This is a genomic window from Rhodococcus sp. IEGM 1409 (genome assembly GCF_030056735.1).
Taxonomy (GTDB): domain Bacteria; phylum Actinomycetota; class Actinomycetes; order Mycobacteriales; family Mycobacteriaceae; genus Rhodococcus_F.
In genome coordinates this window covers 435969-450041 of record NZ_JASHKN010000001.1, presented here as the reverse complement: position 1 = coordinate 450041, position 14073 = coordinate 435969, and the positions used below count along the sequence as shown (strand labels likewise).

General features: G+C 63.6%; 13 protein-coding genes. 7 read left to right on the top strand and 6 right to left on the bottom strand.

Going from position 1 to position 14073, the window contains the following annotated elements; all coding sequences use genetic code 11:
- Positions 1-15 precede the first annotated feature (15 nt).
- Complete coding sequence (locus tag QM716_RS02240) at positions 16-651, bottom strand: IMPACT family protein (protein ID WP_283302106.1); 636 nt, start codon at positions 649-651, stop codon at positions 16-18.
- 86 nt (positions 652-737) lie between these two features.
- Here QM716_RS02240 and QM716_RS02235 point away from each other — a divergent pair, with 86 nt between their 5' ends.
- The 4 genes from QM716_RS02235 to purH all read left to right on the top strand — a co-directional run bounded on the left by QM716_RS02235 (position 738) and on the right by purH (position 5752).
- Positions 738-1811 carry a DUF5336 domain-containing protein gene (locus QM716_RS02235; RefSeq protein WP_283302104.1) on the top strand — a complete coding sequence of 358 codons (1074 nt, stop codon included), beginning with the start codon at positions 738-740 and terminating at the stop codon, positions 1809-1811.
- A 121-nt stretch (positions 1812-1932) separates the two neighbouring features.
- Positions 1933-3474 (top strand): cell division protein PerM, encoded by a 1542-nt coding sequence (locus QM716_RS02230; protein WP_283302102.1) that lies wholly within the window; start codon positions 1933-1935, stop codon positions 3472-3474.
- A gap of 6 nt (positions 3475-3480) precedes the next feature.
- Positions 3481-4200: a phosphoribosylglycinamide formyltransferase gene (gene purN, locus QM716_RS02225; protein ID WP_502941933.1), complete on the top strand. Its 720-nt coding sequence runs from the start codon at positions 3481-3483 to the stop codon at positions 4198-4200.
- A complete protein-coding gene (gene purH / locus QM716_RS02220) occupies positions 4193-5752 on the top strand; it encodes a bifunctional phosphoribosylaminoimidazolecarboxamide formyltransferase/IMP cyclohydrolase (protein WP_283302098.1) in 1560 nt (519 codons plus the stop codon). Before purN ends, purH begins: the two co-directional genes overlap by 8 nt.
- Positions 5753-5813: 61 nt before the next feature.
- On the opposite strand, the gene QM716_RS02215 is transcribed toward purH, so the two are convergent.
- From QM716_RS02215 to QM716_RS02205, 3 genes are all read right to left on the bottom strand, one after another.
- Positions 5814-6035, bottom strand: a complete 222-nt coding sequence (locus QM716_RS02215) for a hypothetical protein (RefSeq protein ID WP_003946391.1) — start codon at positions 6033-6035, stop codon at positions 5814-5816.
- A 451-nt stretch (positions 6036-6486) separates the two neighbouring features.
- On the bottom strand, positions 6487-7455 hold the full coding sequence (locus QM716_RS02210) for an alpha/beta hydrolase family protein (protein WP_283302096.1): 969 nt from the start codon (positions 7453-7455) through the stop codon (positions 6487-6489).
- Between the two features lie 27 nt (positions 7456-7482).
- Positions 7483-8055 (bottom strand): DUF4126 domain-containing protein, encoded by a 573-nt coding sequence (locus QM716_RS02205; RefSeq protein ID WP_283302094.1) that lies wholly within the window; start codon positions 8053-8055, stop codon positions 7483-7485.
- Positions 8056-8139: 84 nt separating this feature from the next.
- On the opposite strand from QM716_RS02205, the gene QM716_RS02200 reads away from it, so the two are divergent.
- Genes QM716_RS02200 through QM716_RS02190 form a run of 3 tightly spaced genes read left to right on the top strand, consistent with a single transcriptional unit; the run spans position 8140 to position 11934 of the window.
- Positions 8140-8556: a VOC family protein gene (locus QM716_RS02200; RefSeq protein ID WP_283302091.1), complete on the top strand. Its 417-nt coding sequence runs from the start codon at positions 8140-8142 to the stop codon at positions 8554-8556.
- 54 nt (positions 8557-8610) lie between these two features.
- Positions 8611-9987 carry an ATP-binding protein gene (locus QM716_RS02195; protein ID WP_283302089.1) on the top strand — a complete coding sequence of 459 codons (1377 nt, stop codon included), beginning with the start codon at positions 8611-8613 and terminating at the stop codon, positions 9985-9987.
- A gap of 9 nt (positions 9988-9996) precedes the next feature.
- The gene (locus tag QM716_RS02190) at positions 9997-11934 is read left to right on the top strand and encodes a VWA domain-containing protein (RefSeq protein ID WP_283302086.1); all 1938 of its coding nucleotides are present in this window, start codon (positions 9997-9999) and stop codon (positions 11932-11934) included.
- Between the two features lie 11 nt (positions 11935-11945).
- Here the strand turns inward: QM716_RS02190 and QM716_RS02185 are convergent, their stop codons facing one another.
- Entirely contained in the window at positions 11946-12971 is a 1026-nt protein-coding gene (locus tag QM716_RS02185) for an agmatine deiminase family protein (RefSeq protein WP_283302084.1), read from the bottom strand.
- Positions 12968-13915 (bottom strand): nitrilase-related carbon-nitrogen hydrolase, encoded by a 948-nt coding sequence (locus tag QM716_RS02180; protein ID WP_283302082.1) that lies wholly within the window; start codon positions 13913-13915, stop codon positions 12968-12970. Before QM716_RS02180 ends, QM716_RS02185 begins: the two co-directional genes overlap by 4 nt.
- Positions 13916-14073 lie beyond the last annotated feature (158 nt).

Sequence of the window (14073 nt, the reverse complement as noted above, 5' to 3'; positions counted from 1 at the left end):
GAGTCTCCGGACTCCTTAACCACGCACAGTGGTATCGACCCACATCGACCCGGCAGGTTCCAACTGCCCGGCACCGGATGTGATGGATGCGACGACCGATTCGAGATCGTCGGCATCACCGGCGGCGAGAGTCATGACCGCCTTTGATCCATACGTAGTTCCGAGCACCGAGACGCCCCGCGCTCTCAGTTCCGCTTCCACCCGACCGGCCTCTGAGTGTCGGATCGCCAAAGTGCGCAGGATCTTCCGCTCCCTGGCCACCAGTTCGGCCGAATCGAGAGCAACCGAGACTGCTCCCGAATACGCGCGAACTAACCCGCCGGCGCCGAGCTTGATTCCGCCGAAATAGCGCGTGACGACCACAATCACATCGACCAGATCTCGAGACTTGAGAACCTGAAGCATCGGCACCCCCGCAGTGCCGCCCGGTTCGCCGTCGTCGTGTGCACGCTCGACGCGCGAGTTCGCGTCGTGTCCGATCACGAAAGCCGAACAATGGTGGCGCGCATCGGGATACAGCGACTTCTGCTCCGCGACGAACTCCATGGCGGCTTCGGTGTCGTCGATCCGGCGAAGCGCGGCGATGAATCGTGAGTGCTTCACCTCGGTTTCGACGACATGGTCGGCGCCGGGCTTGAGGGTGAAGGGCATCTGCCCATTGTCTCCCGTCGGTGTTAGCGTGCGAAGTCGAGACACATACGCTGGTAACCATCGAAGACCGTCTACGAGGAGAAGTCATGACGTTCACGCCGCAAGGGCCCAACTTCGGGCCACCGAATCAGCCGGCAGCGGGCGGTGGAACCAAGAATCTCGGATTCATCCTGCTCATCGCCGTCGCGGCGCTCGGCCTGATCAACTTCCTACTCGGTTTTGCGCCCTTCACCACGATCAGTGGAAGCAGCAGCGGAATCGGCAGCGATCTGGACACCAGTTCGAGCTTCTTCGAATCGAGCATCTACGGCCTCGGATTCATCTTCGCCGGCGGTGTTGTCGCCGGGATCACGCTGCTCCCGAAGCAGTCGTATGCAGGCATTGCCGCAGCGCTCTCACTCACGGGTTTCTTCTCTTTGGTGTTCGCAGCGTTCTCGGTCGGTACCAGCGACTACATCGAGATCGGGCTCGGTTGGGGCCTGATCATCGTGCTGATTCTCTCGTTCGTGCAGACCGTCGTCGCAGTTGCCGCGTTGCTGTTCGAGATCGGAATCCTGAAGGCTCCCGCGCCGCGTCCGGTAGCCCAGCAGTACGGTCAGCCGCAGGGCTATGGTCAGCCCCAGGGGCAGCAGCAGGGTCAGCCCCAGGGCTATGGACAGGGCCAGTACGGTCAGCCCCAGCAGGCTCAGCAGCAGCCTCAGCAGGGTCAGTACCAGCAGAATCCTCAGTACGGGCAGGCGCAGCAGCAGGGATACGGGGGAGCGCACGCCGCCCCCGCCGACCCGACTGCTTCGCAGCAGCCTTATGGACAGAGCGCATCTCCCTACGGCCAGAACCCGGTGCAGAATCCCACGCAGACCCCGACCGACTCGTCGTCCGCAACGACGTCGTCTTACTATCCGCTGACCTCGCAGCCCGGTGGCCAGCCGAACCCGAGCTACTCGTCGGACCAGTTCACGGCTCCGCGTGGTTACGGCCAGCCGTACAACCAGCAGCAGACCGGCTCGACGGAGCAGCCGACGGGCTTCGAGCCCCCGACTTTCGAGCCCCCGACTTTCGAATCGCCGACGCCGCCCGTGGAACCTGACCAGGGAAGCAGCGATTCCGCGGCCGAGACCAAGGTCTTCGGTTCCCAGAATCCTGAAGAGCGTCAGCAGTAGTACTTCTTCGTTTCACGAGCATGAATGTGGCCTCCGACCCGCTGCGGGTGGAGGCCACATTCCGTGAGCCCGACGGCGCGCCTGAGTGCGCGGCGCACTATCGAGTGAAACCCTCGAGGGGATGAGTTCTTTGATTGATGGCACCCGGTCCCGTCCCGCGTCCGCACGACCCGGACGTGGTCGTACCGGCGGCGGCCGCGCTGGCGGCGGTCGCCCGGCACCCAACCCGGACCTGGCACGCAAGCTGCTGACTGTCGCGTTCCGACCGTCGGGCCTGACGATGCTGCTGATCGCGGCCGTCGTTGTGGTCACCTTGGTATCGGCGAGCAGCGACTTGACCGGAACCTTCGGCGCCATTGCCACCACATGGTTGGTCATCCACCAAGTGCCGGCGACTGTCAGCGGCGTCCAGCTCGGTGTACTGCCATTGCTTCCGACGGCCGTCATGATGTGGGTGGTCGCACGCCGATGCGCGTCGACTGCGGTGCACACCGACTCCCGTGACGACACCCTCCGCCTGGTGGGGGCAGCGATCGCCGGACCGTTGACGATCACGGCGATCGCGCTCGCTGTGGTCGCCGACGCTTCCGCGGCGATTCCGCTGTCGAGCCCCAACACGTTGGCCGCTTTCGGCTGGGTCGCCGGGATTCATCTGATCGCCGCGTCCGTCGGTGTTGCTGCGGCGCACTGGGATCGCGTCGTCGCCGAGATTCCGCCGTGGGCATCTGCCGCTGTTCGACCGGCAACGGCTGCGTCGGCAGCGCTGTTGGCTGCGGGCGCCGTGGCCGTTGTGGTGTCACTGCTCGTGTCGTGGTCGACGGTCGGTGACCTACTCGCGCGCGGCAACGGGTTTGTCGGCGTTCTGGGATTGACAGTGTTGTCGCTCCTCTATCTACCGAACCTGGTTGTCGGTGCTGCCGCGGTGATGACGGGATCGACGGCCGATTTCGGCAACGTCTCCATCAGTGTGTTCGGCAACATCGGCGGAGACCTGCCACCGCTGCCCCTTCTCGGTGCGATTCCGGAAGGCGTCGCCGGCGGAATCTGGCCGGTGTTGTTGATCGTTCCGGCGGCGGTGGGGGTGATGCTCGGCCGCGATTGCGCTCGACGCATCCCCGGGCAGGACAGTGTCCTCGCGGTGCTGACGGCAGCTGCCGGTGCCGGCGTCGTCATGGCGCTACTTGCCCTTGCTGCCGGGGGAGACCTCGGGCAGTTCGGCACCGTCGAGGTCCTGTGGTGGGGCTTCGGTCTTCTGACTTTTGCGTGGCTGGGATTGTTCGGAACCGTCTCGGCGCTGATCGCGATGTGGTTCTCACATCGCGGACACATGAGGGACGAAGTTGCGCCGCCGGCGTCTGAACCGGCTCGAGCATCCGAGCCCGAACTCGAAATCACGGCCGCGGCCACTCCGGAAGAGGCAGACGAGAACATCGGCGAAGTGCTTGCCCAGGAATCTGCGGTAGTTGTCACCAAGGTCGTCGAAGCCGAAATCGTCGAGGAATCAGGCGAGCCTGTGCCGGTCGTGACAGAGGAAATCGTCGAAATCGAAGTAGTCGACGCCGAGGTTGTCGCAGCACCCGAGACCGACCCCGCAGCCGGACCCGAGACAGAGTCCGAGCCGGAGACCGACCTGCCCTCGAAGCCGCAGGAGTCCAGCGACTAGGCTGTCATGCGGCCGATACTCCGGCCGCATCATCTTCCAGTTCTCAGGAGTAGTGCGCTGACTGCCTCGGCCGACAATCCGCAGCCGACAATGCCCGACAGGGTCCAATTTCGCGACTCGATCGCGCGGGTAGTCGTACTCGCTTCCGGCGTGGGAACCCTGTTGACTTCGCTGATCGACGCTTCGCATGCCAACGGATACCCGGCCGAGATCGTTGCCGTCGGTGTAGATCGTGACTGCCTCGCTGCCGAGCACGCCGCGGATTCGAAGATTCCGTCCTTCAAGGTGTCGATCAAGGCCTACGAAGATCGCGCCACTTGGGACGACGCGCTGACGGCAGCGGTAGCCGAGCACGAACCCGACCTGGTGGTCAGTGCCGGTTTCATGAAGATCCTCGGCCCCACCTTTCTCGCGCGTTTCGGCGGCCGAATCATCAACACTCATCCCGCGTTGCTGCCTGCCTTCCCCGGCGCGCACGCGGTTCCCGACGCTCTGGCGTACGGCGTGAAGGTCACCGGTTCCACGGTGCATCTCGTCGACGGCGGAGTTGATACCGGGCCGATCTTGGCGCAGGAAGCTGTGCCGGTGCATGACGACGACACCGAGTCGTCGTTGCATGAACGCATCAAAATTGTGGAGCGACGGTTGTTGGCGGACGTCATCGCCGCTGTTGCTACGCGCGGAGTGGTTTCCGATGGACGAAAGGCCGTGATCCCCAGTGAGTGAACGCAAGGCTGTGCGCCGTGCACTTGTCAGCGTCTACGACAAGAGTGGTCTGATCGAGCTGGCCACCGGCCTGCACGAGGCCGGTGTCGAGTTGGTCTCGACCGGTTCGACCGCGTCGAAGATCGCCGACGCCGGAATCCCTGTGACCCCGGTCGAGGCTCTGACCGGATTCCCGGAATGCCTCGAAGGCCGTGTGAAGACGCTGCATCCGCGCGTCCACGCCGGTGTTCTCGCCGATACCCGCAAGCCGGATCACCTCGCTCAGCTCGAGGAACTCGGTATCGCGACTTTCGAATTGGTCGTTGTGAACCTGTACCCCTTCACGGAGACGGTTGCCTCGGGCGCGAGCCCGGACGAGTGCGTCGAGCAGATCGACATCGGTGGCCCGTCGATGGTGCGCGCTGCAGCCAAGAACCATCCGTCGGTTGCCGTCGTGGTCGATCCGGCTCGTTACGCCGATGTTCTGACTGCCGTCGCCGGTGGCGGATTTACCTTGCGTGAGCGCACTGTGCTTGCGGCGCAGGCGTTCCAGCACACTGCGTCGTACGACGTCGCTGTTGCAAGCTGGATGACGAGCACGATTGCCGCCGACGAAGACGGTTCGCTGTTCCCGGCCTGGGTCGGTGCCACGTGGAACCGCAGCGCTGTCCTGCGCTACGGCGAGAACCCGCACCAGGACGCTGCGTTGTACGAAAACCCCGCAGCGCCTGCAGGTTTGGCTCAGGCAGAGCAGTTGCACGGCAAGGAGATGTCGTACAACAACTACACGGACTCCGACGCCGCGTGGCGCGCAGCGTACGACTTCACTGATCCGGCAGTGGCAATCATCAAGCACGCCAACCCGTGTGGCATCGCCATCGGCACCGACATCGCCGACGCTCACCGCAAGGCGCATGCGTGCGATCCGGTCAGTGCTTTCGGTGGTGTGATCGCAGCCAACCGTGAGGTCAGTGTCGAACTGGCAGAGCAGATCGCCGATATCTTCACCGAGGTTGTCATCGCACCCTCGTACGAAGACGGAGCTGTCGAGGTTCTGCAGCGTAAGAAGAACATTCGTGTTCTGAAGGCTGCCGCTCCGACCGCTACCGGAATCGAACTTCGTCCGATCTCCGGCGGCACTTTGCTCCAGCAGCGCGACGTCCTGGACGCTGACGGGGACAACCCGGCCAACTGGACTCTCGCCAACGGTGAGGCTGCCGATGCCGAGACTCTCGCAGACCTCGAATTTGCTTGGCGCGCCAGCCGTTCGGTGAAGTCCAACGCGATCCTGCTGGCCTCCGGCGGCGCCTCTGTCGGTGTCGGCATGGGCCAGGTCAACCGCGTCGATGCAGCGCATCTTGCGGTCCAGCGAGCCGGTGACCGCGTCGTAGGTTCGGTTGCGGCCTCGGACGCGTTCTTCCCGTTCCCCGACGGTTTGCAGGTACTGCTCAACGCCGGCGTCAAGGCTGTTGTGCAGCCGGGTGGTTCGGTTCGCGACAACGAAGTGATTGCTGCGGCCAAGGAAGCCGGCGTCACTCTCTATCTGACCGGTGCGCGCCACTTCGCGCACTGATTCCTGCTTCGGTAGCGGGCCTCGACTTCCTCTTCGTAAGGTTGTCGGGGCCCGTTCTGCTTCAGGCAGCGCTGCTGTGGGTGCCCTGGAGTTCGCGTGGTGAGCCGGTGATGACGACGCGTGAGGCTCCGCGACTGCGGATCTCGCTGATCAGTGCGCCGAGGGTGGCTTCGTGGGCAGCATCGGAGTGCGAAAGATCCAGGGTGACGGCGTATCCGGTGAGGTCACCGGGCAGATCGACATACGGCGGCGCGATGGACAGTTGGTTGACTCGAAGTTTCATGTGGTGCTCCTGCGTGTGAAAGGTAAAAGAAAAGGCACCCGAGGCGTTTGCCCTGGGTGCCCGAGAACGAATCCGGTGAAACTGGGGATCATTCTCGGGGTACACCGCGCTTGTTGCCCATGTGCTTGGCCGACATTGCGGCCGAAAAAATGTGCTTGCCTGCGGTGCAGCTGCGCCACGAAAGTACGGATACGACGTTCGGGTGTAGCGACATGATGTCCGTTCCTTTCTGTGTGGCGTTGCTGGTTAATGGATGACCGTACAGCACGGATCGAGGGTTCGCACCAATAAAAAGCGCCACGAACGTAAACTCCGCGTGACTTCTGTCCCCGGATTCGTGGGATGGAAAGAGCCTGCGTTGCAGGTCAGGCGTAGAAAGCAGAAGTCCCTCCGTGATGCTTCGCGGAGGGAACTTTCTACCTCGAGAAAAGGACGTTCGGTCTGTACGTGATCAGGAAAACGATCGGACCCATGCTGTGAAGGGCTCCGAGAACTCTGCCGAGTACGGGAGCGGCGCGACGTAGTCGGCTCCGGTCGACTGTTCGTCGCCGATGTCCTTGAGTACGAAGTTGGCGTTGCGCATCCGCACGGAAGTCAGCGCGGTATGCGAGAGCGCGGAGTCGAGTGCCGCGACATCGGCGGGAATGACTTGGATGTCCTTGTCCGAGCAGCTGGTGAGAACGGGCATGCCCGCCGGCAGCGCCGCCACGAGTGCAACCGGGTCCAATGCGTCTTCCTCGGCGAGTGCCTTGGCGTTGGCGTGCACGAGTCCCGCATTCTGCAGTGGCTCGGGCAGATCATCCGGAACTGTGCCCTCGGATCGCAGGGACTCGACGGCGTCGGCGAGCGCGACGCGCAGTTCGTCAGCCAGTTCGACCGGCAACTGGCCGGCGCTGACGACGGTTTCGAGCTGGCGGTGAATCTGCGTCGTGAGTAGATCGAGAAGCCTGACGCTCAGTGGCTCGAGCAGCGCGAGGGCGCTGACTCTTGTGCCCTCGTTCGCAGTGGCGAGAGCCAGTGCGACGACGGCGCCGTCGCTGTGTCCGACCACGAACAAGCGCTCGGGATCAACACCGGGTTGCTCGGCGAGGTAGTCCAGTCCGTCGGAGGCGGCGTCGACAAATGTGTTGAAGCCGAGATCGGCGATGTCTTCGATATCGTAGTCGCCGAGTGCGGTTTCGCCGCTGCCGAGCTTGTCGTAACGCAGACTTGAAATGCCCTGATTCTCAAGGAGATCCGCGACGAAGCGGAGGGTTCCGATATCACCTTCGAGGAGTGCGCTGTCGCCGTTGCGGTCGGTGGGGCCGCTGCCGGCCAGAATCAGCGCGGCGGGGGCAGGGGCGTCGGGTGAGGCGGCCAGGCGAAGACTCCCGTACAGGGTGACGTCGCCGGATTGGAACGAGATCTCGGTGTCGGACATGACGACTTGTCTACCAGGTCCGTACGTTCAGGCGGTGCGCAGACTCCGTACACGGCGCCAGCCACGCCAACTGAACCACAAGAGTGCGGCGAGCAGCGGAATGATCAGGAACGGCAAGATCATCGCGATCAACGAGGTGAAGAAAGTCAGTACATCCTCGATGACGGAAACGACGGGATTTGCCAGCCCACCGGTAGTGGCCGTACTGACAGCGCGAGTACCGGTCTGGGCGGCGCTGAACGTCAGTGCTGTCGGTGCACCGACGATGATGCCCGCGAGCGCGGCTATCGCAGGATCGAGATGGCTGAAAGCCGCCCAGGCTGCGATCACTCCGGCGATGGGTCCGGTGACGTTCCCGATCACCGACAAAGCGTTGTCCACGAAGGGAATGAGGTCGGCACCCAGTTCGACCACGGCGGCGATTCCCAATGCGACCAGTGCGCCGGTGGATCCGATCCACCGCATCGACTCGCCGACGGTGACCCCGAACAGTTCGAAATGCACCGCAGCGCTCAGCATCAACAGCGGCAAGAAGGTTCGCATTCCGGACGCTGCGGCGAGTCCGAGGCCGAGCATGGCGGGCAACACCCAGGTATCCATGGGTGGAGTTTAGGTCTACTGTGCGCCTTTATTAACCGCCGGCGGTTAACAAAGGCGCACAGCAAGCACTCGGAAGGGCCTTCCATGGCGACAAACCCGCAGCCGATGTTCTTCCTCAACCTGCCCGTCAAGGACCTGGGCAAGGCCACCACCTTCTACGAGGGCCTCGGATACTCCAAGAACACGCAGTTCTCCGACGAGAACGCGTCGTCGATGGTCATCAGTGACACCATCGTCGTGATGCTGTTGGCCGAGCCCTTCTTCCAGACCTTCACCACCAAGGGCATCGCCGACACCTCGACGTCGACGGAAGCACTTCTGGGACTCTCGGCCGAGACGCGCGAGGCAGTCGACACCCTCGTCGACAAGGCGCTCGCGAGCGGCGGTTCCGAAGGAAACGCGACGCAGGATCACGGCTTCATGTACAGCCGCAGTTTCCAGGATCCCGACGGCCACATCTGGGAAATCATCTGGATGAATCCCGAGAACATCGAGGGCTGAGCGACCGAACTTCCTCGGCGAGAGGCGAAACCCCGCAAACACTCGTAGCGTGGAGTGGTGACTGTCGCAAAAACCCTCGGAGAGCTACGCGCCTCCGGACACGTACAGCGAAGTGTCAAGGAAGAACTACGAGAGAACCTTCTCGCCGCGTTGCGGGACGGCCGTGACCCCTGGCCCGGAATCGTCGGGTTCGAGGACACGGTCGCCCCGCAACTCGAGCGGGCGCTGATCGCCGGCCACGACGTGGTTCTGCTCGGCGAACGAGGTCAAGGAAAGACGAGGTTGCTTCGCACTCTCGGGCTCCTGCTCGACGAGTGGACGCCCGTCATCGAAGGCTCCGAATTGGGGGAGCACCCGTACGAGCCGATCACACCGGCATCGATTCGCCGGGCCCGCGAACTGGGGGACGACCTTCCGATCGCCTGGCGACACCGCAGCGAGCGGTACTCCGAGAAGCTGGCGACGCCGGACACCTCGGTCGCCGACCTGATCGGCGACGTCGACCCCGTCAAGGTGGCCGAAGGTCGGAGCCTCGGTGATCCGGAGACCATTCACTTCGGTCTCGTGCCCCGCGCGCATCGCGGAATCGTGGCCATCAACGAGCTCCCCGACCTGGCCGAGCGCATCCAGGTCTCGCTGCTCAACGTGATGGAGGAGCGAGACATCCAGGTCCGCGGATACACGCTTCGGCTTCCGTTGGACGTCCTTCTGGTCGCGAGCGCGAACCCCGAGGACTACACCAACCGTGGACGCATCATCACACCGCTCAAGGACCGCTTCGGCGCCGAGATCCGCACTCACTATCCGGTCGAGTTGGCGGGCGAGATCGCGGTGATCGAGCAGGAAGCGCATCTGGCCGCCGAGGTGCCCGACTACCTCCTCGAAATTCTTGCCAGATTCACACGCCTGCTTCGTGAATCCACTTCGGTGGACCAGCGATCGGGTGTGTCGGCACGATTTGCCGTCGCCGGCGCCGAAACCGTCAGTGCAGCCGCGGTACGACGCGCGGCGGTGCTCGGCGAAGCCGATCCTGTTGCACGGCCGGTCGATCTCGAGTCCGTGGTCGAGGTTCTTCGCGGAAAGGTGGAGTTCGAATCCGGCGAAGAGGGCCGCGAACTGGAGGTGCTCGAGCACCTGTTGCGTCGCGCGACGGCCGATACCGTTCGGGTACGTCTCGGCGGAATCGACCTGGGAACGCTGGTTGCTGCTGTGGAGATGGGCAACACGATCGTCACCGGTGAATCTGTCACGGCCAAGGCGTTTCTCGACGAACTTCCGGACCTCGAAGTTCTGGACGAAGTTGCCGAACGCCTCGGCGCGCAATCCGACGGTGAGCGTGCCGCCGGTGCCGAACTTGCCCTCGAAGGGCTTTACCTCGCGCGCCGGATCTCCAAAGATCAAGGCCCGGGCGGCCGCTCGGTGTATTCGTAAGGGGCAGTGATGATTCACAATCCGCGGTACGGGCCGTACGACGGTGGTCCCGATCCGCTCGCGCCTCCCGTGGATCTGCGCGAGGCCTTGGCAGCAATCGGCGACGACGTCCTGTCCGGCACGTCACCGCGCCATGCCCTGCGGGAGCTGCTGCGGCGAGGCAATCGCGACATGCGCGGGCTCGACGACCTTGCTGCCCAGGCGAATCGGCGTCGACGTGAGTTGCTGCGCCGCAACAATCTCGACGGAACGCTCGACGAGGTTCGTAAGCTTCTCGACAAGGCGGTGCTCGAAGAGCGCAAAGAACTGGCACGTGCTCTCGACGACGACGCACGATTCAACGAAATGCGGATCGAGGAGTTGCCACCGTCGACAGCACAGGCCGTGCAAGATCTGGCCGACTACAACTGGCGCAGCGAACAGGCTCGCGCGGATTACGAGAAGATCCGTGATCTGCTCGGACGTGAGGTCCTCGATCAACGATTCTCGGGCATGAAGCAGGCGCTCGAGGGCGCCACCGACGAGGATCGCGAGCAGATTCGTCAGATGCTGGCAGATCTGAATCAACTGCTCGACGCGCACTCTCGGGGCGTCGACACTCCGGAGCAGTTTGCAGAGTTCATGGACAAGCACGGGCAGTATTTCCCGGACAACCCCCGCAACGTCGAGGAACTTCTGGATTCCTTGGCGCAGCGCGCAGCGGCCGCACAACGATTGCGGAACTCGCTCTCACAGGAGCAGCGTGACGAATTGGATGCGTTGGCGCAGCAGGCTTTCGGTGATCCGAGCCTGATGAGCGAGCTGGGGCAACTCGACCAGTACCTTCAGGCAGCTCGGCCGGGTGAGGACTGGGAAGGAGCGCAACAGTTCCGCGGCGACAACGGAATGGGTTTGGGCGAGGGGACCGGCGCACTGCAGGACATTGCCGAGCTGGAATCGTTGGCGGACCAACTGTCGCAGCAGTATGCAGGCGCAGCACTCGACGACATCGACCCCGAGCTACTCGCGCGGCAACTCGGCGACGAAGCCGCTGCTGACGCCCGCACCCTGGCGGACCTCGAAAAGGCTTTGCAGGAACAGGGTTTCTTCGATCGCGCACCGGACGGTCAATGGCGCTTGTCGCCCAAGGCCATGCGGCAGCTCGGGCAGACTGCTCTGCGCGACGTCGCCGGGCAACTGTCGTCGCGAACCGGTCAACGCGACACGCGTCGGGCCGGTGCGATGGGAGAACCGACCGGAGCTTCCCGCGAATGGGAATTCGGGGACACCGAACCGTGGGACGTCACGAGAACCATCACCAACGCCGTCCTGCGTGACCCGGGCCGAATGCCGGTGCGGCTGAGCGTCGTCGATGTCGAAGTTGCCGAAACCGAACAGCGAAGTCAGGCTGCCGTGGCTCTGCTGGTGGACACGTCGTTCTCCATGGTCATGGAGGATCGCTGGGTGCCGATGAAGCGCACCGCACTGGCGCTCAATCATCTGGTGAGTACACGGTTTCGCAGCGACGAGCTGCAATTGATCGCCTTCGGACGCCACGCACACGTATTGAGCCCGTCTGAGCTCGCCGGTTTGGACGGCGCGTGGGATCAGGGGACCAACCTGCACCATGCACTCTTGTTGGCGGCCAGGCACCTTCGACGCCATTCCAATGCGCAACCGGTGGTGCTGATCGTCACCGACGGTGAGCCGACGGCTCATCTCGAAGCGGACGGAGAAGCCAGGTTCGACTACCCGCCGAGTGCACGAACCCTCGGTTTGACGGTTCGCGCACTCGACGCGGTTTCCAGGCTTGGCGCCAAGGTCACGTTCTTCCGACTCGGTAACGATCCAGGCCTGGCCAGGGTGGTCGACCGGATGGCGCACCGGGTGGGTGGGCGCGTCATCGCGCCGGACCTGGACGGCCTCGGCGCTGCCGTCGTGAGTGACTACATGCGAGGTCGCCGTTAGGTCTGTCGCTGCTAATTCTGTTCAGCGGGCTGATGCTGGGTGATGCAGTGGATGCCGCCGCCGCGTTCGAACAGCGGTCTGGCGTCGACGGTGACGACTGTGCGTCCGGGGTAAGCGGCTGACAGGATCCGGGCCGCTTCGGCGTCGGCCGGATCGTCGAAGCTGCAGGCGACCACTCCCCGATTGACCACGAGATGGTTGATATAGCTGTAGTCGACGAATCCCTCGTCGTCGCGCAGGATTTCGGGAGCGGGTACCCGAATGACCTTCCACGGCCTGCCGCCGACGTCGGTCGAGCGTTCGAACAACTCGATGATCGTCTTGCTGACGGCGTAGTCGGGGTGCACCGGATTGCGTTGGTCGTGGACCAGTACCACTCCGGGGGAAGAGATTGCCGCGACGATGTCGACGTGTCCGCGCGTTCCGTAGGTCTCCTGATCGCGGGTCAACCCGCGGGGAAGCCAGATGACGTGTTTGGCTCCGATAGTGCGGGCGAGTTCGGCCTCGATGTCCGCCTTCGTCAGGTCGGGATTGCGCCCCGGATCGAGTTGGACGGTCTCGGTGACCAGCACGGTGCCGAGACCGTCGACCTGAATGCCGCCGCCCTCGTTGACGATTGGTGAGTCGATCAACTGGGCACCGGATTGTTCGACGACAAACCTGCCGATCTTCGAGTCCTTGTCCCACTGTGCCCAATCCTGTGCGCCCCAGCCGTTGAACACCCAGTCGACTCCGCCGAGACGGCCTTCGTCGGATAGAACGAACGTCGGCCCGATGTCGCGCATCCATGCGTCGTCGAGAGGTGCCTCGACGATGTCTACCTTCTCGGACAGGTACTTTCGCGCTTCTTCGACCTCGGCGGGATCGACGACGACGGTGACCGGCTCGAATTCGGCGACGGCGTGTGCAACTGCAGCCCACGTCGAGCGAGCTTCGTGTTGTTCTTCCTCGGTGTCCCCGAGGGAGTATCCGGCGCTGGGGTACGCCATCCAGGTACGTTCGTGCGGTTCACTTTCCGCGGGCATGCGCCAGGTCATCGCTTGGCTCCCGCAGTGTTCACCGGTGCGGTCAGAGCCGAGTAGGTGTCAGGACGACGCGTTGCCAGGAATGGGAACAGTGCCAGCCAGTCTTCACGGTGCTGCAGGTCGAGATCGGCGACCAGCACGGCTGATTCGTCGCGGGGAGCCTGAACGAGGATTCGTCCGTACGGGTCCGAGATGAAGGAAGAACCGTAGAAGGTGATGAGGCCTTCACTGCCGTGGCGATTGGGGACAACCATGAACGTGCCGTTCGCGATCCCGTTTCCGACGATCACCTGCTGCCACAGTGGCTGGGTGTCGAAGTTCGGGTGATCGGGCTCCGAGCCGATCGCCGTCGGATACACCAAAACCTGTGCACCGGCGAGGGAGTAAGCCCGAGCGACCTCGGGAAACCACTCGTCCCAGCACGTCGGGAGTCCGAACTTGGCGCCGAGCGCCTCGTGGACGGGGTATGCGTCCTCGGACGGACCGCCTCGGAAGTACGTGTCCTCGTAGTACCCGGCCGTCACCGGAATGTGGAGCTTGCGGGTTCGGGCGAGAAGCTCACCTCCGGGGGAGACGAGGATCGCGGTGTTGAATCCCAGTCCGTCCTCGGCTTCACTGCGCTCGTACAGCGACGCATGAACGAGTACCTGGTTCTCGGCGGCGGCCTCGGCAGCGAACGAGAGAGTGGGTCCGGTAAGCAGGTCCTCCGCTTCGCGTCCGGGATTGTCCCCGGCAGGAGTGGAGGCGGGGTAGCGGCTGAGCGTCAACTCCGGAAGGAACACCACCGCCGCTCCCAGCGTCGCTGCGGCCGCGATGCCCTCACTCAGTTCGGCGCGGAGGTCGTTCTGGTCCTCGTGCCAGCGATGTTGCACGAGACCTACGCGCAGTGGGGCAGACGTGGAGGGCGATGTCCCGGCCAGAGACTCGGGTGGAGTGAGGGCGGTGATCGTCAGCATGGGGTTTCCTCGGTGCTCGGATATTCGACGTTCAACGTAAAACGAATGTGATTCGTTAAGTATGGTGGGTGAGCGCTGATTGATCAAGGACTTTCGAGGAATTGTTTTCCGGCGCCAGCACCAGCGTTCGAAAAAGAACGGTTCGGCCCACCACAGGA